The following is a 23846-nucleotide window of genomic DNA, read 5'->3' as shown; positions in this document are numbered from 1 at the left end:
CAACGAAACTGTCGGGAATTATCTGAAAAAAGAAAGCGAATTCGTAAACGTTTACCTGAAATTATGCGCCAAATCGGGGTTCAATAATTTTGTCATTCGTAGTTAACATGGTATGGTAGAAAGAAACGTCTCCTTATTACTTTTCATAGTGAAAAGGCGTTTTTAATCATTCATCTATCACATACTAAATAGTAACTATAAATGATAAAGTGAGGTCAAGAACGTTATGAGCGAGGACAATCCAAAATCCATACTTGTTATATTTGGAGCAACTGGAGATTTGGCGAACCGTAAGTTGTTCCCTTCCATTTACCGACTATATAAAAACGGCAAGCTGTCAGAAGACTTTGCTGTCGTCGGTGTCGCACGCCGGCCGCATACCAACGAATCGTTCCGGGAAAATGTCGAACAGTCTGTTAAAGCTTCAAGACCGGATAACGAAGAGATCAACGATAGGTTCTTTTCTCATTTTTACTACCAGCCATTCGATGTGACCGACCTGGCTTCCTATCAGGAATTAAAAAATCTCCTGGAACGTCTTGATGAAAAACATCATACCGAAGAAAACAGGATATTCTACTTGGCCATGGCTCCTAACTTCTTTGGAACCATTGCAGAAAATTTAAAGAATGAAGGACTGACGGATACCAAAGGGTGGTCACGCCTCGTTATCGAGAAGCCTTTTGGCCATGATTATCCTTCGGCTAAACAACTGAATGAACAAATCCGCCAAGCTTTTGATGAAGAGCAAATATACCGGATCGATCATTATCTCGGCAAAGAAATGGTGCAAAATATCGAAGTGATCCGCTTTGCCAACGCCATTTTTGAGCCTTTATGGAACAATCAATACATCGACAATATTCAAATCACTTCAAGTGAAACGCTTGGAGTCGGCGAACGAGGACGCTACTACGATAAATCCGGGGCATTGCGGGACATGGTCCAAAACCACATGCTGCAAATGCTTGCCCTTCTGGCAATGGAGCCCCCGATCAAACTCACTCCGGATGAAATACGTAGTGAAAAAATCAAAGTACTGCGGGCATTAAGGACGATGACGCCCGAGACTGTCGATGATTACTTTGTACGCGGACAGTATGGTGCGGGCCTTACCAATGGAGAACAAGTAGAAGGTTACCGGGATGAAACGGCAATTGACTCCGAATCCAACACAGAAACCTTTGTCGCCGGAAAACTGTTAATCGATAACTTCCGCTGGGCCGGGGTACCATTCTACATACGTACCGGAAAAAGAATGGCTGCCAAGGCAACAGAGATTGTCGTCCAATTCAAAGAACTGCCGATGAACTTGTACTTTAATAAAGGAAAAGACATACAGCCGAACCTTCTGGTCATCCATATCCATCCGGATGAAGGGGTCACCCTCCATTTGAACGCAGAAAAACGCGGAGTCGGTACGACCTCCACTCCAGTCAAATTGAACTACTATAGCCATAACGGCGATAAAATCAACACACCGGAGGCATATGAAGTCCTGTTATACGATTGCATGCTCGGGGATTCCACCAACTTCACGCATTGGGACGAAGTTGCTCTGTCCTGGAAGTTCGTCGATGTCATTTCCCAAGCCTGGACTGCCAAGAAAGCAGATTTCCCTAACTATGAGTCTGGGTCCATGGGGCCGAAAGCTGCAAATGAGCTACTGGAAAACGATGGATTCCATTGGTGGTCCATATAAGAATTTGCTAATGAAAGAACCGAAAACCTGTTTCAGTTGAACTGGTTTTCGGTTCTTTTTTGCATGTAAAATCCCTGACCGATTAAATCGGTCAGGGATTCTTTTTGCTTATATTCAATCGACCTTTTCAACGAACACCAACGCCGAACTTCCCGTTGAGGGAGCTGGAGGGAGCTGCTCTGCACGTCGCTGATCGGGTCGCCTCCGCTTTTCTTTGTCCGGCTACGGCTCCCTAGCGACTAGTAACCTTCCCTCACCTCCGTACGATAAGTCATGCTTGAAAAGGAAATACACCTTTTCGGCTTTCCTTTATCTCCTACGGTTCAGTCCAGCTTTTACGTCGCTGATCGGGTCGCCTCCGCTTTTCTTCCTACTTCATCCATTCGGTATGGAAAATGCCTTCTTTGTCCAGACGCTGATAAGTATGGGCGCCGAAGTAATCGCGTTGGGCCTGCAGCAGGTTGGCTGGCAGTTTTTCCGTGCGATAACTGTCGTAATAAGCCAATGCGCTGGAGAAAGCCGGTACTGGGATTCCCCGTTTGATGGCGATAGCCAGTACTTCACGCAGAGATTCTTGGTAGTTTTCTACAATATCTTTGAAATATGGATCAAGCAGCAGGTTGGTCAAACCTGGCTCGCGGTCATAAGCCTCTTTGATTTTTTGCAAGAATTGCGCGCGGATGATGCAGCCTCCGCGGAAAATCATGGCGATATCGCCGTAGCGAAGATTCCAGTCATATTCCTCAGAAGCGGAACGCATTTGGGCGAACCCTTGGGCATACGAGCAAATTTTACTCATATACAGCGCTTTACGTACTGCTTCCACCAATTCTTTCTTGTCACCGTCGAAGGATGCTTTGGCCATTTCCGGTCCACTGAGCACTTTGCTCGCTTTGACGCGTTCTTCCTTCATCGCCGAAATAAAACGGGAGAAAACACTTTCCGTAATGATCGGAAGCGGCACGCCCAGGTCAAGCGCACTTTGGCTCGTCCATTTTCCGGTTCCCTTTTGACCTGCAGTGTCAAGAATCATATCTACAAGTGGTTTTCCGGTTTCTTCGTCCATTTTCGTGAAGATATCTGCGGTGATTTCGATCAAATAGCTGTCCAGCTCCCCTTTGTTCCAATCCGCAAACACTTCATGCAATTCCTCGGCACTCAATCCTAATACATGCTTCAAAATGAAGTATGCTTCAGAAATCAATTGCATGTCCCCATATTCAATTCCATTATGGACCATTTTCACATAGTGTCCGGCTCCGTCCGGGCCAATATACGTAGTACAAGGCTCTCCATCCACTTTCGCTGCAATTGCTTCTAAAATTGGCTGCACCTTGTCAAATGCCTCTTTCTGCCCGCCAGGCATGATGGATGGCCCCTTCAAAGCACCTTCTTCCCCACCGGATACACCGGTACCGATGAAATGAAGACCCGATTCAGCCAACTCTTTATTTCTGCGAATGGTATCTTTAAAGAATGTATTTCCGCCGTCAATCAAAATATCCCCATCATCTAAATGAGGTTTCAGCGACTCGATGGTTGCGTCGGTGGCTGCACCAGCTTTCACCATCAGTAATATTTTTCTTGGCTTTTCCAATGAAGCGACAAACTCCTCGATTGTTTCAGAACCAACAAAGTTCTTTCCTTTCGCTTCATTGTTTAAAAAGTCTGCTGTTTTCTCATAAGAACGATTGAAAACAGAAACGGAGTAACCTCTGCTCTCTATATTCAATGCAAGGTTTTTACCCATCACCGCTAAACCAATGACACCTATTTGTTGCTTTGCCATACGAATTCGACCCTTTCTTCCTGCATTTTTTACTTTGTTTCCCTAGTTTGGCTGCCTTGAACGCTGCCTATGTAGCTTGGCATTGTTTCTTAATACCTCTACTATACGGAATTCAAAAATCGCTTGCAAACAATCCCTTTTCCGCTTTTAGCCACCTTGCCAGATGAAACACTACTTTCTAAGTATACCATGGTTCCATCGTCGGAGTGAATTGCAAAGAATCGTGTCGAAAAAGCTCCGGAAGTCGAACTTCCCTTTCCGGGGACAGTCCCTCTTTCCCACACAACCTGAAATAGTCCCTTTCTGACGTTTGGCAAATTTGTTTCTTTTTCCCCAGTTTGCCGCAGGTTAAACCGGGAATTCACTCAGTAAGCATTGCCATTTTTCTTTTTAGGAGGGACTGAATGTGAAAAAGCGTAATTGGACAAAAAAATGGGTGGTTGCTTCAGCTTTGGCGGCCCTTGCTTTTGGAACGACCACGACTTCTACATACCATGCAAGCGCTGAAGTAAACGAACAGCCGGAAGTGAAAAATGTCATTTTTATGATTGGTGACGGAATGGGGCCTGCTTACCAGACTGCATACCGCTACTTCAAGGATGACCCGGAGACACAGCAAATGGAGAATACATTTTTTGATTCTTATTTGACCGGGATGCAGACCACCTATTCTGCCGATGCATATTTTGACGGCGGTGAAGAAGACGAAAAAGAAAACATTCCGGATTCAGCTGCCACAGCAACAGCAATGTCTTCCGGCGTGAAAACGTACAATGGAGCGATTGCAGTCGATTTGGAAAAACATGAAACCAAAACCGTCCTGGAAGCCGCCAAGCAACACGGAAAAGCCACCGGTCTGGTTGCTACTTCCCAAATAAACCATGCCACTCCTGCGGCATTCGGCACCCATGATGAATCGCGTAATAATTATGATCAAATTGCGGATGATTATTTCGACAATCTCGTAAACGGAGAACACGCAGTGGATGTTCTCCTTGGTGGCGGCACAGACTTCTTCATTCGTGATGATCGCGATTTGACCAAAGAATTCAAAAAGGATGGCTACAGCTACATCGATACCAGAAAAAAGCTGCTTCAAAATAAGGATGAACAGGTACTCGGATTATTTGCTCCCGTGGGGCTCGACAAAGCGATTGATCGCACAGAGGATCAGCCGTCCCTGGCGGAAATGACGATGTCTGCATTGGATCGTCTTAAAAATGATGAAGACGGATTTTTCCTGATGGTTGAAGGAAGCCAGATTGACTGGGCCGGACATGACAATGATATTGTTGCTGCCATGAGTGAGATGGAAGACTTTGAACAAGCTTTCTCCAAAGCGATAGATTTTGCCGAGCAGGACGGAGAAACGCTGGTGGTGGCAACTGCCGACCATTCAACTGGCGGGCTATCCGTCGGACGTGACGGGGAATATCAGTGGCATCCCGAAGTGTTACAAGCGGCGGAGAAAACCCCTGACTATATGGCCGAACAGATTGCGGGTGGTGCAGAAATCGAAGCCACATTGGCAGAAAACATCCAGCTTGATTTGACAGATGATGAAATCGAAGCTGTCCGGGCAGCTTACGAGGAAGCGAAGGACCAGGAAGAGGAAGATCTCATCCTGGCTGTCGATGCTGCAATCGAAAACATTTTTGACATTCGTTCCGGTACAGGATGGACGACCGAAGGACATACTGGGGTGGACGTCCCGGTATATGCGTTCGGACCAGGAGCTGAACACTTTTCCGGTCACATTGATAATACAGATAACGCAGAAAACATTTTCCGTTTAATGGGGATAGGAGATAAGGAGACAGGTGACCAGCTAGCAGATACGGCATCCAGTCATCCAATCGGTATCCTGTTTGGTTCTGTTGTCAGTATGTTAGGAGCACTGCTGTTTATCAGAAGGAAGAAACCGCACGGATCAGCTGAGTCACAGGAGAGCTAAGGTGGGTGGACCCCTCATGAAATATTTTTTCGGAATAGCGCTGTTTGCCATCGGTTTGGCGATAACCGGATGGCATGGGTATAAATGGTGGGAAGAATCAACAGTGGTGACGGTTGATCGAACGGCAGCCAGATCCGTCTCCCAACATTGGAATGATTCAAACATCCAGAAATCGCTGCAGCGTTACACGACATCTGAAGACCGGACCAGGGTAAGCTCCACACAAATCTTCAGGAAAGGAGAAAAAGTCGGGGAACTGACCATCCCCAAGCTGGAAAAGATTTATCCGGTTTTTTGGGGAACGGACAAACAAACCCTTAAAAACGGTGTCGGTATGTACGCCTCTGAGACTATGAAACAACCCGGCCAACTTGGCCATACCGGCTTAGCCGGTCACCGGGATACTGTTTTTACGGGGTTGGACGACATGCAGCCGGGTGATAGAATATATCTTGATTTTCAGGATATATTCTATGAATACCAAATACGCAAAACCTGGATCACCGACGCTGATGACCGCTCTGTCCTCATCGAGAAACAAACACCGACACTGACCTTGACGACCTGCTATCCATTTGACTTTATCGGATCCGCACCAAACCGATATATCATCCAGGCGGAATTGATAGGAAAACATGTTAAAGAAGAGTCAACGACATAGAAAGTATTTTCTGATTCCAGTCCGACAATAGCCTTTTTTATAGTTGGTTCCATAGGCCATTTCAGAAAAATAAAGGACTCCGGGCTGATTTTTCATCTTCGTCACTGTTCTAGATACAAATAAGCTGAGGGGGCTGAAGCCGTGCCCGGGGAACGTGCAGTATCTTGCCATAGTGATGCAAAGCACGCTCAAACAATAGGATAAAAAGAAGTTCTTCTACGGAACACACAAATAAAACCGAACGGAACCGTTCGGTTTTTGCATTGGCGGCCACGCTTTTGTCCCGGCCCGTTCCTTTTTATTAAAGTAAGTTCATAAGAGTCGCTTTTTATCATCGCTGGCTACTTGCGATTCAGTCCATGCTTCCTTTTTAAATGCCCGAACAGGTTTCAACAGATCATTTCCTTTCCACTGGAAAGATGCCAAATATATTAAGGTCTGCAGCAGACAAACTGATTAGGTGAGACACTACAGAGTGAGCCCACAAGCAGACCGCCGAGCGAAATCGCGTTAACTGCCGCACCATACGAATACTTACCTTGAATGGGAATGATCTTTCACAGAACTTCGCTCAATTAATTCCGTGGACAAATTGTAATGATCTTCCACCTTCTCACCGGCAAGCACTTGAAAAATCAAGTGAACCGCCAACGCGCCCGCCTCATATTTCGGCTGTCGGATGGTAGTGAGCGGCGGCGAAACATGCTCGGAAAGCTGGATATCGTCAAAACCGATCACCGAAATATCATCCGGAACACTGATTCCTTTTTCAGCAAAAGCCTGCAGTCCGCCGATAGCCATTTCATCGTTGGCAAAAAAGACAGCATCCGGCAGGTTCTGCTGGGCAATCAGCATTTTGGTGGAAAAATAGCCGCTATCTCTTGTGAAGTCCCCGGAAATTTTTAAACGGGAGGAAAAAGGCACATTCCGCTTTTCCAATGCCTCGCGATAGCCGGAAAGTCTTCGCTCGTTATCATGCGAATTATTCGGCCCGCTGATATAGGCAATTTCTTTCATCCCACGATCAAGCAGATAATTGGTCGCCATACGTGCTCCCTCCGTATTATCAACCTCAACTTGAATCACATGGTCATGCTGAAGATTGCGGTCCAGTACCACAATCGGAAAATCAGGCCGTGCGGAATCCAGAATCACTTCATCGGTAATATTGTGTGCCAGTACAACCACACCGTCCGCTCGTTTTTCTTTCAAAAATTTCACCGCTGTCGACTGCTGACCACCGATAGAACTGCAAGCGATCAAATCGTAACCATTTGCCGCGGTCACTTCCTGAACCCCTTTAATCAATTCCGAATAATAAGGTCCGGACAAATCACTCAAGATCAGCACAATCGTTTTCGTTTTGGTTCTTTTCAAATCCGAAGCAAACCCATTTTTCTGATAGTTCAATGAACGGGCAGCTTCCTCGACTTTTTTTCTGGTGGCGGCACTTATCTTCGCACTGTTGTTCAATGCATAGGAAGCCGTCGAAATCGCCACACCTGCAAGTTTTGCCACATCTTTTATCGTCGCCATAAACTATAGCCTCCATACCAGTATCTATATTCTAGTTTAACAAATGGAAGCCCTTTATTTATCCCCCACTGCGAAAGAATTGGAATTATTTTACCGGAAGCCAGCGCAACACCCGCTGAATCACTTGATCCCAATACTGCCACTCATGGTCGCCCGGTCCGAAATCTGTCGTCAATGCAAACGACGTCTCTTTGCAGGCATGCAAAAAACGCCGATTATGCTCATATAAAAAATCTTCCGTGCCGCAGGCCTGATAAAGCGCCGGCTTCTCTTTCACGCTTTTGTCCAGCCGTCTAAGCTGATACAACAAATCATCGACCGTTCCGGATATATCTTCATCGCCAAAAACCAGGGATAGATACCTCGATTTGTCGGAATTCTCCTGACGCACATTTTGCAAATGATACACCATATCGGTCACGCCGGACAAGCTTGCTGCAGCTGCAAACCGTTCAGGATGGTTGAGCGCCCACTTCAATGCGCCGAATCCACCCATCGACTGGCCGGCTACAAAATTATCCTCCCTTTTCGCGGACAGCGGAAACAGGGATCGGGCAGTTTTCGGCAGTTCTTCTGTCAAGAACGTCCAGTAGCTGCCTCCGTACTTCATATCGGCATAATAGCTATTATCCACCGCCGGCATCACCACAGCCAGTTTCTTTTCTTCTGCATAGCGTTCCAGCGACGTGCACCTTGTCCAAGCTGTATGGTTATCGCTAAAACCATGCAATAAATACAGGGTGGGGTGCCCTGTGCCATCAGGACGGCGTTCTTGCGGCAGGATGACCTTCATTTCCATATTTTTGGATAACACTTCCGAACCAAAGTTACATTCAATCAGAGCCATACAATCGCTCCCCTCGCATCTTTTTACTTAATTCCGGATACATTGAAGCCTTCCACGATATATTTCTGGAAAATCATGAATATCACGACGATCGGGACAACCATAAACGCTGAACCAGCCATTTGCAATCCATAATTCGTCACATTTTCGTCCTGCAACAACGCCAACCCGACAGACAAAGTGTACAGCGACTCATCATTTGCCACGATCAACGGCCATAAGAAGCTGTTCCAGGAAGCGATAAAGGTAAGAATGACCTGTACTGCCAATATCGGTTTGGCAAGCGGGATAATCAACTTGAAGAAAATATAAAACTCACCGGCACCGTCCAGCCGGGCCGCTTCTATCAAATCATCCGGGATCGTCACCATAAACTGACGGATCAAAAATATATTAAAGGCAGCAATCAAACCTGGCAGAATGATTCCCGCCATCGTATTGGTCAGCCCCATTTCATTTAAAATAAGATAGGTCGGAATCATGGTGACCTGGCCGGGAATCATCATCGTGACGAGGACAATCATGAACCATCCTTCTTTGAACCGGAAATCGAATTTCCCGAATCCATAGCCGGCCATTGTATTCAATAACAAACCAAGCATTGCGAAAAGCACGATGATCAAGGTATTGATCAAGTAAACGCCAAAGTTCAGATTTTGGAATAACTCAATATAATGTTCGAAGGTCGGGTTTTCCGGAAACAATGTCGGCGGTATGCTCAGTACCTCTCTGTCGTTTTTAAAAGAACTGAGAATCATCCAGATAAACGGCAGGGAGACGAGCAGACCACCTGCGAACAGGATAAAAAGCACAACTGCTCTCTCAAATTTATTTTTCAATTCCATAGCGGCACCTCACTAGGTTTAGTCTGTTTTCCTCAGTTTAAATTGAACGAGTGTAGCTACAATGACAATAGCGAACAGCACGAAGGACGCTGCAGCTCCATAACCGAACTGACTATACTGGAAGCCTTCCTGATAAATGAATAAAGCCATCGAATTCGTTCCGTTCAACGGCCCCCCGTTTGTCATGACGAAAGGTTCTTCGAAAAATTGCAGCCAGCCAATCAAGGTGGTCACGGTGACAAAAAAGGTGGCAAATCCCATGGATGGCAAAGTAATTTTGAAAAACTTCTGAATTCTGTTCGCCCCATCGATGTCTGCTGCTTCATAGTACATTTTCGGTATTGATTGCAATGCTGCCAGGAATATCAGCATGCTTACCCCGTTACTTTTCCAAACCGCCAGCAGAATCAAGGACAGTCTGGCAACAACAGGTTCCTCCAGCCAAGGTACGGAATCGACATTGATCAAGGACAACAGATAATTGAACAAACCATATTCTTGATTGTACAGAAAACTCCAAACCACCGCGATTGCTACGATATTGGTGATGGATGGAACATAATAGACAACCCGGAATGTGGAGGATACCCAGTTATTAAAGAAATTCAGCAAAACGGCAATCAACAGGGAACTGCCGACCGCCAACGGCACACCGATAATCACATAAAAAAAGGTATTCCCCATGGCTTGGAGAAATTTCTCATCTTGAAACAATTGGACAAAGTTATCAAAACCGACAAAATTTATTTGCGACCAGTTCGCCAGGCCGCTCAAGTTCATATCCGTGAAACTGATACCAAGCGAGACTAGAATCGGTGCAAAAGAAAATACAAACAGTAATAAGACAGCGGGTCCAATAAAAAGAAACGGCGTAATATTGAACTTACTTTTGTTCATCCTGGTCCTCCCTTCAACCATTCACAAGGAAGCAAGGTGCAAGCATTGATGATGCGCACACCTTGCATACAATATGTTCCGACAGTTTATTTTGATAGAATGCTTGACACTTGATTGCGGTACTCTTCCAACGCTTTATCGATATCGGCGTCATTCCGGTTGATTTGTTCCAGTGTATCGATCAGTTCCTGTGCCATTGTTTCGAACTCAGGAATTACCGGGACCGCTTGGGTCGATTCTAGCTGCTTGCCGAACGTGCTGATTTTATCATCATCAGCAAGTTCAGGATCCTCCCACGCTTCCATATTTGCGGGCAATTCTGTAACCGTGTCATACCAGGAAACCTGTGTTTCCGGATCCGCCATCCAGTTGATGAAATCAAGCGCCTCGTCCACTTTTTCTGTATTGTTAAATACAGTCCAGTGCGCCCCGCCGATCATTGATTTGTTATTCTCTGCTTCCGGCATGACATGAACGTCCCACTGTCCTTCCAGCTCTGGAATTTGTTCATTGATGGAATTGATTTCCCAAGGCCCACTGAAAAACATCGGTTTCGAGCCATCACTGAACGCCTGGTAAAGCTGTTTCCCTTCAGTCAGCTGAGCCATTCCTTCTTCAAAGAACGTATGATGCAATTCGACCCCTTCTTTAAATCCCGGTTTTTCAAAGTTGGCCGCCCCTTCCCCTTCTTCATATTGCCAGCCATTCTCCCATGCCAGCATGAACGGGAAGTTTTGGTCCACCTGAGGAATCTCGATCCCATATTGATCGTCTCCGCGTGCAGCCAATTGCGTTGCCGCGTCTTTTACGTCTTCCCATGTTTCGGGTCCTTCCGGATATCCGACTTCCTCTAACAGATCTGTTCGGTAATACAAAACACGCGTATCTACATACCATGGAATTCCGATAGTTTGGCCATCGTATTTTGTCGTTTCTACAGCACTTTCATAAAAATTATCCGGATTGAAGTTTGGATATTCATCGATGTAGTCCGTCAAATCCAAAAATGTACCCGCCTCGGCAAACTCAGCCACCCAAGTAGTACCGATTTGCAGAACATCCGGGCCTTTTCCAGATGCCACAGCGGTCAGCAGTTTATCATGTGCATTGTCCCAAGGTATTGCTTGTACTTCCACTTTGACTCCACTTTCATCTTCATATTCTTTTACAAAGTCCTCTAACTCTGGCGTCATGGTCCACACCGTTATTGTATCTTTATCAGACGATCCACCTGATGACCCATTGGAAGAACAGGCTCCCAACACCAATACGGCTGCAAGCATCACGACGAGCAAAGATCCAAGTTTCTTTTGTTTCATTGCCTCTCCACTCCTTTTTTCTTTGTTAATTGAAACGTTTCGATAACCGTATTATAAATCTAATTGAAATCGGTTTCAACTATTATTTTTCATTTTTGATAAATTTCTTGAAAAATCCTCATAAAACAACATATTTAATAATAGTATGGTTTGTTTTTATAATAAATTATTTTGTGTTTTTCTATTGAAACGTTTCTATAAATAGCATATAGTAGTCAGTGAAATCGATTCCAATTTATACATTGGAATAGAACGTACTAGCACAATATCACGTATTGACACAGGAGGTAACCATATGTCAGAACAATCACTCGATCGGCTATTAAAAGAAATGACGATTGATGAGAAGATCGCTCAACTCATGCAGTTGGCCGCACCTTTTTTCAAAGGGAGTTCCGCTAAAGGGGAAATCACCGGTCCAATGGAAGAAATGGGAATCGACGAATCCGTCGTCAAGAATGGCGGTTCTGTTCTAGGCGCTTCGGGCGCTAAAGAAATCAAAGCAATCCAGAAGCAGCACTTGCAGGAAAACCGCCTCGGTATACCGTTGTTGTTTATGTCTGATATCATTCACGGCTATAAAACCATTTTCCCAGTGCCATTGGCAATCGGATGCTCATGGGATTTACAGCTAGCGGAAAAAAGCGCAGAAATCGCAGCCAAAGAAGCAGCTGTCTCAGGTGTCCACGTTACCTTTGCTCCAATGGTCGATTTGGTTCGCGATCCCAGGTGGGGACGGGTAATGGAATCAACCGGAGAAGATCCTTATCTGAATAGCGAATTCGCAAAAGCCCAAGTCCGGGGTTTTCAAGGAAAAGATCTCACCTACGATATAAACCGGGTCGCCGCCTGCGTAAAACACTTCGCTGCTTACGGGGCACCGGAAGGCGGGCGTGACTACAATACGGTGAACATGTCGGAACGGGAACTGCGGGAAACCTATTTGCCAGCTTACAAAGCAGCACTGGACGCAGGCAGCGAGATGGTGATGACGGCTTTCAACACCGTCGACGGCATTCCTGCTACCGGCAATCAAAAATTAATGCGGGACCTTTTGCGCGATGAATGGAATTTCGATGGGGTTCTGATTTCCGACTGGGGAGCAGTCAAGGAGATGATACCGCACGGAGTTGCTGAAGATGGCAAGGAAGCAGCCTTAAAAGCTATTAAAGCCGGTTTGGATATCGAAATGATGACCACCTGCTATGTGGATCATCTTCGCGACTTAATAGAAGCTGGTACGGTCGATGAAGCGTTGCTTGACGAAGCAGTCCTGCGTATCCTGCAGTTGAAGAAGAAGCTCGGTTTGTTTGAAAATCCTTACCGCGGGGCAGATGAAGCGAAAGAAAAAAGCCTCATCATGTCGGATGAACACCGGCAAGCTGCCCGGGAACTTGCCGCCAAATCAGCTGTACTGCTGAAAAACGACCATGTCCTTCCACTACAAAAACAGCAGCAAATCGCTTTGATCGGCCCGATGGCCGAAAGCGGGGATATTCTTGGCCAATGGTCTTGGAGGGGTTCCCGGGAAGAAGCCGTTTCCTTAAGCGAAGGGATAAAGACGAAAATCGGCACAGACAACTTGCGAACGGCCCAGGGATGTGACATCGAATCGGCATCAGAGGCACAGCTGGCAGAAGCCATTGAAACCGCCAAGACGGCTGATATCGTTGTACTGGCATTGGGAGAGCGCTCGGAGATGAGTGGAGAAGCTGGATCACGTTCCAATATTCAACTGCCTCAGGCCCAACTCGATCTGATCAAGGCTGTTAAACAGCTGAACAAGCCGACGGTCGCTGTCCTGTTCAATGGACGTCCGCTGGACTTACACGGAGTTGCAGACCAGGCCGACGCAGTGCTCGAAGCATGGCAGCCAGGTACAGAGGGCGGGAATGCCATCGCAGACCTGCTGTATGGCGACATCAATCCATCAGGAAAGTTGACGATGTCATTCCCACATTCCGTGGGGCAAGTACCAGTGTATTATAATCATTTCAATACCGGGCGCCCGAAAGATGCCCCTGATGCCCAAGAACGCTATGTATCCCAATATCTAGACAGTCCGAATGACCCAATGTATCCATTCGGCTTCGGCTTGAGCTATACGACCTTCACCTATGACGATTTGGCTCTTAACGCAGAATCACTGACAGCAGGACAGGAGTTGACCGTCGCTGTGACTGTCACAAACTCCGGCCAGACACCAGGAGAAGAAATCGTGCAATTATACACACAGGATCACGTCGGCGAAGTAGTAAGGCCTTTAAAAGAGTTGAAAGGATTCCAGCGAATCAAACTGGAACCCGGAGAAAGCCGGGAGGTACAATTCTTGCTGACAGAAGAACAGCTTCGCTACCATCATGCCGATCTGGAATTCAAGAGTGATTCTGGTAAATTCACGGTTTATGTAGGAACGAACAGCAAGGAATGCCTTGCGGAATCATTCCATTTATCACGTTAATGCAGGAGGAGAAATTTCATGCCTAACACACCTCACCACTTCCAAGCAGGAGAAGTCAGCTTCTCCTTTATGGAAAGCGGAGATATTTTTCAAGTAACACATAACCAGACCCTGATCAATCAGTGGCTGGCCAATCCGATAGACGGAGCGTTGAACAATGTATATTTGCGGGTTCATCAACCAGATGGCACCGTCGTTTCCGTTCCCATGATCGGTGTGCAATCCAACAGCAAAATCGAGGTTGGCGAAAAAGAAATCGTCTGGAGCGGGACTTTTCAGGATATCGACTATCAAGTCCGCTTTCTTCCCGGTGAAAACAACTGTTGGTTTTGGGACATCACTCTTGACGGAAAGGGTAAAAAGGCAGACATCATTTATGGTCAGGACCTCGGACTTGCCGACAAAGGCGCAGTCCGGGCAAACGAAGCCTATATGTCCCAATACATGGATCATAAAGTGTTTAATGATGAGCAGAAAGGTTATGTCGTATGTACCAGACAAAACCAACCGCAAAGCGACGGATTTCCTTATCTGCAGCAAGGCTGTCTGCAAGGGGCCTCCGGCTTTTCCACGGACGGTTTCCAGTTCTTCGGTCTTTCTTATAAGACAACCAATCAACCGGAGGCATTGACGAAGCCGGAGCTGCAAAACGACATTTATCAATACGAATTCGCCTATACCGCGTTGCAATCCAAGCAAGTAACGCTGCACGGCAGCCACCGCTTCGTTTTTTACGGCCTTTTCAAACCGGATCATCCGGAGGCGGTGACTGCATTAGATTACCAGGAAGAAATCGAACAAGCATGGAAAGCGACAGAAAAACAAAAAGGGTTGGAACGGAAGGCTGTCGACCGGGTTGTTCGATCGACTTCATTGGGTGAACCACTGCAAACACTGGAAATGACAGAACAGGAAATCGACCGCTATTTTCCGGATCGGCAATTGGAAGAGAAAGACCAAAACGGCTTGCTTTCCTTTTTCACCGATACGTATGAGCATATTGTCCTCAAACGCAAGGAAACCATGGTCGAAAGGCCGCATGGCCACATTTTAATGAGTGGCGGGAACCATGTCGTACGGGACGATAACTTGTCTACCACTTCTTATATGTATGGCATTTTCAATTCGCAACTGGCAATCGGAAATGTCAACATGAATAAAATGATGACCAATGCCCGGAATCCGCTGAACATAGCCAAAACTCCGGGACAGCGGGTTTATATCGAGCTTGAAGGCAGCTATCGTCTGCTGACGATGCCTTCCTTGTTCGAAATCGGGTTCAACTACGCCCGCTGGTATTACAAATTGGAAAACGATACGATTATTATCACGAATTTTACTACTGTAGACAGTAAGCAGGTTCAACTCGAAGCAGCATCGCAAAGCGGGAGAGCTTATCGTTACCTGGTAACCAATCAAATGACCATGCAAAACAACGAATACGAAGTTCCGTTCCATTATGAGGTGGACAATCAAACCGTTACGTTCACGGCGGACAAATCAGCTGATAGTTCTTCTGTCTATCCCGCCCTAAATTATCAGCTGCATGTTGCTGGTCCGGAAGCAGAATTCGGTGACGAGCAAAAACTGGCCGATTCCATCAAAACCGGGGATGCTTCTCTGGTCGTCCTGACACTTGCTCCAGCTTCGGAATGGACGATCGTGATAACTGGCGGGCTCAGAAAAGAAAAATACTCTGCGGAAAAACGTTCTTCTGCACATGAGATAAAACGTTATCGTGAATATTTTCACGGGTTGCTTAACGACTTTCATTTACGTACTGATTCTGGCTCTAATGAAGCACTGGAGAAAGTCAACGCACTCGCCTGGTGGTACACCCATAATATGCTTGTCCATTTCTCAACCCCACACGGTCTGGAGCAATACGGCGGCGCAGCCTGGGGTACGCGCGATGTCTGTCAGGGGCCGACAGAGTATTTCATGGCCACCCAAAACGAACAAACAGTAAAAGAAATAATCAAGATGGTATATTCTCACCAATATCAAGAAAGTGGAAATTGGCCGCAGTGGTTCATGTTTGATCAATACAACACCGTTCAACAAGCTGATAGCCATGGCGATATTATCGTCTGGCCGCTTAAAGTGATCAGCGACTATGTAGAAGCTACAAACGACTATGCCATCCTTCAAACGAAGGTTCCCTATACAGACAGACACAACTTTGCTTTCACGGAAGAAACAGCGACCATTTTGGAACACGTCAAAAAACAGATTGCTTATATACAGGAACACTTTTTACATGATACCCATTTGTCCGCTTATGATGACGGCGACTGGGACGACACCCTGCAGCCTGCCAATCAGCAGTTGAAGCAATATATGGTCAGCAGCTGGACAGTGGCCTTGACCTACCAGGCTTTACAGCGTATGACAAGTGTCTTGAAAAAGGCTGGAGATCCACAAGTCGAGGAGATGGAAACACTGTTGGCTGGTGTCAAACAAGATTTCCAAACCTATGTCCTGCAGTCAGATGTGATACCCGGCTTTTTATACTTGGAGGATCCGGACAAACCGCAAATGATGCTGCATCCATCTGATACCGAAACAGGAATCGATTACCGCCTGTTGCCAATGCAGCGTGGGATCATTAGTGAACTGCTGACTCCTGAACAAGCCGAGCGGCATTATCAGTTAATAAAACAGCAGTTGTCATTCCCGGACGGCGTTCGATTGATGAACCGGCCGGCTAATTATTCCGGCGGGGTCAGCACTCATTTTAAACGGGCCGAGCAGGCAGCCAACTTTGGCAGAGAGATCGGGTTGCAGTATGTCCATGCCCATATTCGTTTTGTCGAAGCAATGGCCAAGCTAGGAAAAGCGGAAGAAGCATGGAATGGCTTGGATATCATCAATCCGATACAAATCCAGAAAGCCGTGCCGAATGCAGAACTGCGGCAAAGCAATGCTTACTTCAGCAGCTCCGACGGCAAATTCAAAACTCGGTATGATGCACAGGATAACTTCGGAAAACTCCGGAACGGCGAGGTTGCGGTGAAAGGCGGCTGGCGGATATATTCAAGCGGTCCTGGAATCTATATGAACCAGTTGATCACCAATGTGCTAGGAATCCGTCAGCAGTCGGGCGACCTTGTCATCGATCCGGTTCTACCTGATTCAATGGACAATCTCGAATTTGCGTTCCGTTTTTTAAACAAGCCGGTCACATTTGTTTTTCACATTGGCCAAAAAGAAAGACAGGTTCTGGTCAATGGTGAAAAAATGGCCGTGGAAGAAGCTTACAATCCGTACCGGCAAGGTGGACTTATTGTGAAAAAGGCAGCACTGGAGAGAACATTGCAGACAGATAAAAACAGCATCGAAATCTATATATAAAAATTTTACCGGCAACAGACTGACTCCTTTCAGTCCTGTTGCCGGTATTTTTTTTACTTTGTCAGTTAATTTCTGGTAAACTGGAAACAGCATCTACTAGAGGAGGACGGTTTTATGAATGATTTACTATGGGGAGATGTGCTCGTACAGTTTGTTTACTTGATGATTTTGGTTTTGATTGTGCTGTTGTTCGTCTCGGTGTTCCGTTCCCAGGCGAAACGACAAAAACAATTAGACCGAATCGAGAGAAAAATAGATCAGCTGAACAGCGGACAAAGCGCGGAGGACAAAGGATAAGCAAAGCAACATGATCGGTGAAATGATCCTCCATTTGCCCCCAAACGCTATATGCGCTAGCAATAGTTGTCATTCGCACACTTCCCATTCATGGGAGGGATTACCGGAAACATTCCGCTGCTTTTAATCTCCCTTCATAATCACAGAGTGCCTGCACTCAGATACAAACATCCATTCTTAATACGTGTTGACATGCTGTTTTGTAAAAGGGCATGCACGTTGTTGCGTATACGGATTTCTACAGGAACAGCATGGCTCGAAAACCGACAAGTTAAGCCTTTTGTATTTTTGGAGAAAGTGAAAGCAGTGTATCTAAAAGCAGCGATGGGTAGTACTCATCAAACAACCGTATAAAAGGAAGTCTGTCAAAAAAGCTTATCTTATATATAAAAGCAAAAAACCGAACGAATTCGAATGCTCGGCATTGTCGAATATCGTCCGGTTTTCCTTCAGCCACTATGTTTTTGGAACGTACCTGAGGAAAGGAATTCCCTCATTTAAAAAAGCTATAATCGAAACTGTCTTACTAATCCATTCAATTCTTCGGCCAGGCCGGAAAGCTGTTCAGAGCTGTTGGCGACTTCCTCCATCGAACTGCTGGTCTGCTGGGAAGATGCCGACGTTTGCTCTACCCCTGCAGCGGCTTCTTCAGAAATCGAAGCTATTTCTTCTATCGAGGCATTCATCTCCTGGCTCTTCGCAGCAATGGCTGCCAGGTTTCCAGAAACCATTTGGACACTTTCCACCATTTCAGAAACAGAAGAGTGGATACTGGCAAATGTTTTACCAGTTTTCTCAATTTGACTGGTCCCTTGTTCAACCTCTTTATAGCCGCCTTGAAGCGATTCTGTCACTTTGCTGGACTCGGTTTGGATATTGCTCACAATGTTCGTGATGTCGGTAACAGAGACTCCTACTTGTTCTGCAAGCTTTCTTACTTCATCGGCAACGACAGCGAAGCCTTTTCCATGTTCCCCCGCACGCGCAGCTTCGATCGCTGCATTCAGTGCAAGCAAGTTGGTTTGTTCAGCGATGTCTTTAATGACCGATACAAGCTTGGAGATTTCCTGTGACTGAGAATCAAGCCCCTGGACTTTTTTCACAGCGTCCTGTACAATCCCATCAATCTTTTGCATTTGTTCTATTGATGAATCCATCAAACTACTTCCGTCTTCAGTCATACCGAGGACATGACTGGATGTTTCATCGATGTGGGCACCTCTTTCATTCGCCTCCTGTACTTTTTGAGAGAAATCACCCATTACAGAAGCCAATTCAGAAGCACTGTTCGCCTGGGACTCTGATCCTGATGCCAATTCCTGCATGGTGGTGGCCACCTGCTGTGAACCGGACTTGACTTCGTTGGCCGACTGCGTCAATTCTTCACTTTGACCGCTGACAGTCTCGGAAATTCCGGCGATTTTCTCCACCATCTCCTTGAGACTGTAACCCATTGCGTTGATCGAAGCAGCGAGACGGCCGATTTCATCTTTGCCAGCATAGTCTACTGGATCGACTGCCAGGTTTCCATCGGCAACTTGATCACTGACGTAAATAACTTTGTTCAAATTACGGATGACAGAACGGCTTATGAAGAAGACGAGCAAACCGCCCAGAATCACAGAAGCAGCTATCGCGATAAGCAATACGTTTCTAGCCAAGGCAGAACTATTTGATGCTTCCTTAATGGCCGCCTGACGGTCAGCTATAACCGTTTCGCGCAAGCTGTCCAATAATTGCACTGTTTCTGACCGCAGCTGATCTGATTCAACTTTCAAATTGGCCAGCAATGAGGCTTCGTCCTGTTCCACTGCCGGAACAATTACTTCTAAAAACAAATCGTTCATCCGCTTGTCATTCTCCTGGATTTTCGTGAATAACTCCTTTTCTTCGGAGGTATCCATACTTGCCTTCAATTCATTTTCCAACGTATTGAAACGATCTAAGCGCTCGTTATACTCATCTATGTAGCGAGCATCATCGTTATTCAAGTAGCTGGCGATCCGTACCGACTTGGCTCTGGTCAAGGATCCCATTTCCGTCACCTTGATCGCCCGGTCCCCTCGTCTGTCCACTTCATCGATGTTGTTACCGATGCCATTGATCAGCGTGGTGACAATACCGGCAGATATACCGAACAAAACAAAAACAACAACTAAACTGGCCCCATACTTCCAGCCAATGCTAAGATTCGAAAACTTCAGGCTGGGTAACTTAATCTTTTTCCGCATATTTTTCTACCCCTCGTTGTAGCATGCAGCAGTAAAATCTCTGGCAGCTGTATTTTGTAAGACTTCCCTTTCGATCGACCTTCTCTATAAGTAGAACCACCGTTGCCGCAATGCATACAAAACAGCATTCGTTCGGTCTGGCACTCCCAATTTTCTAAAGATAGAACTCACATGATTTTTAACTGTTTTCTCTGTGATAAATAAGAATTTGGCAATTTTGTCATTGCTAAAGCCTTTTGTCAGCAACTCCAGTACATTCCATTCTCGCTCTGTCAGAATTCCGACTGGCTGTTCTGCAACCTTGTTCGAAATTTTCAAGTAATCCTGCAATAAAACCGTCGAGAGCTTGGGATGTACATACACATTGCCATCCAATACACAGTCAACACCATTCGACAATTCCTCCGGCTGCATGCCGTTGAAAAAATAGCCGTCCAAACCTTTTTGAAACCAGTCGTTAAGCCTGGAAATGTCAGGGTTCGCAGTCCAGACAATTACCTTTTCTCCCTTTTGTTGCTGCCATTCTATCATTTCCATGACGGAATGACTGTCTGTGTCGATATCGACGATCAATAAGTCTACAGGTTCCCCACCCTGCATAAGAGAACGACATTCACTATAAGAAACCGCTTTGACTGAATGAGATGGATACTTATTCATCAAGACATTGATGATACCATCTCTTAATAGACAACGATTTTTCACCACAATAATATTCAATTCCAACTCACACCAATCTTTCCATCGTATTCCCCATAATTTCTTTCATCCCCTGTAAAAATCAAACACTCGGTTACTACAAAAAGTATTAAACCACCTCTTTTTACGAAAAATCCCAAAAAAATGGCTCTTCCTAATCAGGAACAGCCAGACATAGCTTGATTCTCAACTAAATCAAGTGTGTGGCAGCCAGGCGATCCTAGTCGCTTATGAGTAAAATGACTCATCGCTTAACCTTAGACCCTGGGCTTTGCGTCCTAACCTTTCGGCTAGTTTGCCTTTTTCAGAAGTTTATCACTCTCGTATGTAGTTCTTTAGTTAGTATACTGTGTCAATTTTCACTTTTCAACATAATTTTACAAATAATGCCGATATTTTTTTATTTCCAAAAGTTTATCGCTTGCATTTTTCAGAAAATTATGTCTTAAGGGATGGTAAACGCAAAAGAACAGCAAGGATATCCAAACAATCGACACCCTTGCTGTTCTTTAGCTTCCAAAATCCATTTTTTGATAACGTCCCCGAAAAACTTGATAAAGGCCGAACAATATGAAACCAAGTGAAACGACGCCGAGCATCCAACTGCCATACGGCTGCTGCGCAAGTTCGGACAACGTTTCATCCAGTCCTTTTGCTTTATCGGGATTTGTGGTGAGAGCTGTCTGCACAAAGAAAAAACCGATTAGGCCGAATACTATTCCCCGGGAAATCATCCCGATTTTCCCAGTGATTCTAGCGATTCTTTCTTCCTTTTCCTCCATTTCGGCCTGCTTGAACTTTTTCATGTAACTGCCTTTTATCCCGATACCTGCTTCATAGATGGCAAAACAAAAAACGACAAGGCCAAAAATCCCAAGCATCCATGGCCCAAACGGCTGGGATAGAAGTTTTGCCGACATTGTCTGCTCAGAATTCCCGCCACTTCCTGCATGTACAGCGATTTTCAGTGCCTTGAACGAGATGCCGCCATAAATCATTGCACTGATGAAGAAGCCCGTACGGATGGTCAATCCCCGTATCCCCTTTCCATAACCATCCGGATCTTTAAATGCTCTGATCAACTGCCAGACAATATAACCGAACAGTCCGAGTCCAATGATCCAAATCAGGATTTCGCCGAGGGGAAGGGCGGCAAGCGACTGGAACATTCCGCTCGTACCGGCGGTTTTCCCGCCAGAACCCGCTGCTGCCAGCAAAGCAAGGAATCCGATCAAGGCAAATACAATTCCTTGGGCCATATAGCCTATCCTGCCGAAACGCCGGATCCATGGCTTTGCCTGTTTATGTTGTTGCTCTATTTCCGCTTTCGTGGAAGGTATATCCATATTATTTCCCTTCTTTCGCAAGGATGGAAGTATAGAACCTTATTCCCTCACGAAAAAAAGCGAAACTTGCCAGTGACTAGAAAAAATCGGTAAGATACGTCTGCCTGACAGGCAATATTTCCTCTAGCAATTCTACTTCCGTGGGTTCGCCACCAATCATTCCTGCGGTATATAATTCCGAAGGCCGTTTTGTGCCAAGCAGCATCACCGTAAGCTGCTGGATGGAGCAGGAAATGCCGTGCCCCCCAGGATTTTCAGCCTCGATGTGGATAACTTGCCCATCCTCAATTCGATAACTGCCTGTATTGTCAGGCAAAAATTCGTCTTCCACCTGTAGATGAACAGGCTGCGAACTAGGGTTACGGCGAAAAGGATAAGCCTTCAGGAATGCCGGCACATCGACTATCCGGGCCATGAAATAGGGCTTGACCTCCTGTGGGAACCTCGGTTCATCTATCCTCAAAGGCAATAAATCATTCTCCGGCACTACCATTTCCACCTTTTCCACCATCGAATCATGGTTGGCGATGAATTGCATGAGTACACGCCACCCATTTAACGTCAAGTAAACAAACTCTTCTACAGTGAAGATGTCATCGTTGACATGGTAAATGAGATACCCTTCAGCCTCATCCTGCTCGTTATAGGACACAGCGATGTGCTCGTTTCCAGTGAGCACCCTTTGCTTCCACCATCGTTCATCCCTTACCAGCATGCCATTGTATTCCTGTGCAAAACGGCTATAAAGCGAATCCAGCAACGCGATATCTTTTTGCACTCTGCGGACATAGCCGTCTCCATTCCACTTTTTCTTCAACCGGTCGATTGGCAGGGAATAGTGTTTGTTTGTAAAAGCCAGCTCCCACCCATATTTTCGGTAAAATGGAAAAGAGAACGGATGCAGGAAAGACAACATCTGCCCATTTTCCTTCATGTCAAGGAGAGCATGGTGCAGCAGCCGCTTTACAACGCCCTGCCGTCGATACTCCGGCCAGGTTGCTACATTGCCGATTCCTCCCATCGCAAACTCTTTACCGTCCAGATAACAGGATAAAGAATGGAGATGCAGCTTGCCCGCTAGTCTCCCCTGTTCCATCCAGCCCCAAATTTTGTGATGTTTTGTTTCTTCTATTTTTTTCTGTCTCTCCTCATCAGACAATTTAAATTGAAAAGCAAATTGGGACAAAGCAAAAACTTCCGGAAAATCGTTTTCGGTCAAGCGCTGTATTTCTGCCATCATGATCTCCCCCTCAATTCATTACTCAAAAATAACATCCAACTGACTGGCGATGACTTTTTCCACCTGCTTTTCGGTCAACCGTTCCGGTTCCAGCATGGCGTGAAGCGCCAATCCATCGACCATTGCATACAGTCTCTCGATTTCAAGCTGCTTATCGATACCTGGCCGCAGCAAACCATTTGTTTCCATATACCCGAACATCAGCTGAATGGCGGCTAAAATGCCATCCCCTTCCTCCTTCAATAAGTGAGGATGATGCCGGGCGTAGCCGACAAACGAAAACCACACCTCCATCTCTGCTCTGGTCTGCGGGTTCGTGGGAACGATTTCGAGTAAAACATCGAGCATCTTTTGTTTGGGCGACCCATCGCGGTGGAGGATCTGCTTGATTCGTTCCGCTGCTCTTTCCTTCACTAAACGCATTGCATAAAGAATCAAATCCTCCTGATTGGAAAAATAATAGCGCAGGGCTCCTAGGGACAGCCCTGCCTTTTCTGCTATCTTGCGAACGGTAGCCCCTTCCATTCCAAATTCCAAAATGACCTGCCAGGCTGCTTCGGCTATTCTATTTCTACGCTGTTCATGATTCACTTTTTTTGGCATATTCTTACGATAGCAATTCGGAAACGAACATTCAATTATTTAGTACAATTGTATTAAATAATTGA

The 23846-nt window shown here is 45.9% G+C and carries 17 protein-coding genes and 1 riboswitch; of the genes, 6 read left to right on the top strand and 11 right to left on the bottom strand.

Annotated features, from left to right (window positions below; translation table 11 throughout):
* Nucleotides 1-226: 226 nt before the first annotated feature.
* Entirely contained in the window at nucleotides 227-1702 is a 1476-nt protein-coding gene (gene zwf / locus ABVF09_RS09025) for a glucose-6-phosphate dehydrogenase (RefSeq protein WP_153463001.1), read from the top strand.
* Nucleotides 1703-2072: 370 nt separating this feature from the next.
* On the opposite strand, the gene gndA is transcribed toward zwf, so the two are convergent.
* Nucleotides 2073-3491, bottom strand: a complete 1419-nt coding sequence (gene gndA / locus ABVF09_RS09020) for an NADP-dependent phosphogluconate dehydrogenase (RefSeq protein ID WP_026571184.1) — start codon at nucleotides 3489-3491, stop codon at nucleotides 2073-2075.
* Nucleotides 3492-3897: 406 nt separating this feature from the next.
* Between gndA and ABVF09_RS09015 the strand changes: the two genes are divergently transcribed.
* Nucleotides 3898-5445 carry an alkaline phosphatase gene (locus tag ABVF09_RS09015; RefSeq protein ID WP_026772152.1) on the top strand — a complete coding sequence of 516 codons (1548 nt, stop codon included), beginning with the start codon at nucleotides 3898-3900 and terminating at the stop codon, nucleotides 5443-5445.
* A gap of 16 nt (nucleotides 5446-5461) precedes the next feature.
* Entirely contained in the window at nucleotides 5462-6106 is a 645-nt protein-coding gene (locus ABVF09_RS09010) for a class D sortase (protein WP_371069033.1), read from the top strand.
* Nucleotides 6107-6640: 534 nt separating this feature from the next.
* Here the strand turns inward: ABVF09_RS09010 and ABVF09_RS09005 are convergent.
* The 5 genes from ABVF09_RS09005 to ABVF09_RS08985 form a co-directional block, all read right to left on the bottom strand.
* Complete coding sequence (locus ABVF09_RS09005) at nucleotides 6641-7642, bottom strand: LacI family DNA-binding transcriptional regulator (protein ID WP_026772150.1); 1002 nt, start codon at nucleotides 7640-7642, stop codon at nucleotides 6641-6643.
* An 85-nt stretch (nucleotides 7643-7727) separates the two neighbouring features.
* Nucleotides 7728-8489 (bottom strand): alpha/beta hydrolase, encoded by a 762-nt coding sequence (locus ABVF09_RS09000; protein ID WP_026571180.1) that lies wholly within the window; start codon nucleotides 8487-8489, stop codon nucleotides 7728-7730.
* Nucleotides 8490-8512: 23 nt separating this feature from the next.
* Nucleotides 8513-9334 (bottom strand): carbohydrate ABC transporter permease, encoded by an 822-nt coding sequence (locus ABVF09_RS08995; protein WP_026571179.1) that lies wholly within the window; start codon nucleotides 9332-9334, stop codon nucleotides 8513-8515.
* Nucleotides 9335-9352: 18 nt separating this feature from the next.
* Nucleotides 9353-10231 carry a carbohydrate ABC transporter permease gene (locus ABVF09_RS08990; RefSeq protein ID WP_026571178.1) on the bottom strand — a complete coding sequence of 293 codons (879 nt, stop codon included), beginning with the start codon at nucleotides 10229-10231 and terminating at the stop codon, nucleotides 9353-9355.
* A gap of 86 nt (nucleotides 10232-10317) precedes the next feature.
* Nucleotides 10318-11550, bottom strand: coding sequence for a sugar ABC transporter substrate-binding protein (locus ABVF09_RS08985; RefSeq protein ID WP_026772148.1), 1233 nt, complete (start codon nucleotides 11548-11550; stop codon nucleotides 10318-10320).
* 295 nt (nucleotides 11551-11845) lie between these two features.
* Between ABVF09_RS08985 and bglX the strand changes: the two genes are divergently transcribed.
* The 3 genes from bglX (at nucleotide 11846) to ABVF09_RS08970 (ending at nucleotide 17662) form a co-directional block, all read left to right on the top strand.
* The gene (gene bglX, locus ABVF09_RS08980; RefSeq protein WP_371069032.1) at nucleotides 11846-14011 is read left to right on the top strand and encodes a beta-glucosidase BglX; all 2166 of its coding nucleotides are present in this window, start codon (nucleotides 11846-11848) and stop codon (nucleotides 14009-14011) included.
* Between the two features lie 18 nt (nucleotides 14012-14029).
* Nucleotides 14030-17365: a GH36-type glycosyl hydrolase domain-containing protein gene (locus tag ABVF09_RS08975; protein WP_371069031.1), complete on the top strand. Its 3336-nt coding sequence runs from the start codon at nucleotides 14030-14032 to the stop codon at nucleotides 17363-17365.
* Nucleotides 17366-17479: 114 nt separating this feature from the next.
* Nucleotides 17480-17662 (top strand): hypothetical protein, encoded by a 183-nt coding sequence (locus ABVF09_RS08970; RefSeq protein ID WP_026571174.1) that lies wholly within the window; start codon nucleotides 17480-17482, stop codon nucleotides 17660-17662.
* 506 nt (nucleotides 17663-18168) lie between these two features.
* On the opposite strand, the gene ABVF09_RS08965 is transcribed toward ABVF09_RS08970, so the two are convergent.
* The 5 genes from ABVF09_RS08965 to ABVF09_RS08945 all read right to left on the bottom strand — a co-directional run bounded on the left by ABVF09_RS08965 (nucleotide 18169) and on the right by ABVF09_RS08945 (nucleotide 23781).
* Nucleotides 18169-19893: a methyl-accepting chemotaxis protein gene (locus tag ABVF09_RS08965; protein WP_371069030.1), complete on the bottom strand. Its 1725-nt coding sequence runs from the start codon at nucleotides 19891-19893 to the stop codon at nucleotides 18169-18171.
* A gap of 84 nt (nucleotides 19894-19977) precedes the next feature.
* A complete protein-coding gene (locus ABVF09_RS08960; RefSeq protein ID WP_272914942.1) occupies nucleotides 19978-20619 on the bottom strand; it encodes a response regulator transcription factor in 642 nt (213 codons plus the stop codon).
* A 175-nt stretch (nucleotides 20620-20794) separates the two neighbouring features.
* Nucleotides 20795-20902, bottom strand: a riboswitch (cyclic di-GMP riboswitch).
* Between the two features lie 199 nt (nucleotides 20903-21101).
* A complete protein-coding gene (locus tag ABVF09_RS08955; RefSeq protein WP_153462991.1) occupies nucleotides 21102-21938 on the bottom strand; it encodes a DUF1206 domain-containing protein in 837 nt (278 codons plus the stop codon).
* Nucleotides 21939-22014: 76 nt separating this feature from the next.
* Nucleotides 22015-23175, bottom strand: coding sequence for a GNAT family N-acetyltransferase (locus tag ABVF09_RS08950; protein WP_153462989.1), 1161 nt, complete (start codon nucleotides 23173-23175; stop codon nucleotides 22015-22017).
* Nucleotides 23176-23196: 21 nt separating this feature from the next.
* Entirely contained in the window at nucleotides 23197-23781 is a 585-nt protein-coding gene (locus ABVF09_RS08945; RefSeq protein WP_026571170.1) for a TetR/AcrR family transcriptional regulator, read from the bottom strand.
* Between the last annotated feature and the right edge of the window lie 65 nt (nucleotides 23782-23846).

This window comes from Sediminibacillus sp. JSM 1682029 (assembly GCF_041366435.1).
Lineage (GTDB): Bacteria > Bacillota > Bacilli > Bacillales > Amphibacillaceae > Sediminibacillus > Sediminibacillus terrae.
This window is presented reverse-complemented; position numbering and strand designations above follow the sequence as displayed.

Bases quoted from the DNA above. Each gene is read 5' to 3' on its own strand.
- ABVF09_RS08965 (WP_371069030.1), bottom strand. From the start codon at position 19,893: ATGCGGAAAAAGATTAAGTTACCCAGCCTGAAGTTTTCGAATCTTAGC.
- ABVF09_RS08995 (WP_026571179.1), bottom strand. From the start codon at position 9,334: ATGGAATTGAAAAATAAATTTGAGAGAGCAGTTGTGCTTTTTATCCTG.
- zwf (WP_153463001.1), top strand. From the start codon at position 227: ATGAGCGAGGACAATCCAAAATCCATACTTGTTATATTTGGAGCAACT.
- gndA (WP_026571184.1), bottom strand. From the start codon at position 3,491: ATGGCAAAGCAACAAATAGGTGTCATTGGTTTAGCGGTGATGGGTAAA.
- ABVF09_RS08945 (WP_026571170.1), bottom strand. From the start codon at position 23,781: ATGCCAAAAAAAGTGAATCATGAACAGCGTAGAAATAGAATAGCCGAA.
- ABVF09_RS08970 (WP_026571174.1), top strand. From the start codon at position 17,480: ATGAATGATTTACTATGGGGAGATGTGCTCGTACAGTTTGTTTACTTG.
- ABVF09_RS09005 (WP_026772150.1), bottom strand. From the start codon at position 7,642: ATGGCGACGATAAAAGATGTGGCAAAACTTGCAGGTGTGGCGATTTCG.
- ABVF09_RS08950 (WP_153462989.1), bottom strand. From the start codon at position 23,175: ATGGCAGAAATACAGCGCTTGACCGAAAACGATTTTCCGGAAGTTTTT.
- ABVF09_RS09010 (WP_371069033.1), top strand. From the start codon at position 5,462: ATGAAATATTTTTTCGGAATAGCGCTGTTTGCCATCGGTTTGGCGATA.
- ABVF09_RS08990 (WP_026571178.1), bottom strand. From the start codon at position 10,231: ATGAACAAAAGTAAGTTCAATATTACGCCGTTTCTTTTTATTGGACCC.
- ABVF09_RS08955 (WP_153462991.1), bottom strand. From the start codon at position 21,938: ATGGATATACCTTCCACGAAAGCGGAAATAGAGCAACAACATAAACAG.
- ABVF09_RS09000 (WP_026571180.1), bottom strand. From the start codon at position 8,489: ATGGCTCTGATTGAATGTAACTTTGGTTCGGAAGTGTTATCCAAAAAT.
- ABVF09_RS08975 (WP_371069031.1), top strand. From the start codon at position 14,030: ATGCCTAACACACCTCACCACTTCCAAGCAGGAGAAGTCAGCTTCTCC.
- bglX (WP_371069032.1), top strand. From the start codon at position 11,846: ATGTCAGAACAATCACTCGATCGGCTATTAAAAGAAATGACGATTGAT.
- ABVF09_RS08985 (WP_026772148.1), bottom strand. From the start codon at position 11,550: ATGAAACAAAAGAAACTTGGATCTTTGCTCGTCGTGATGCTTGCAGCC.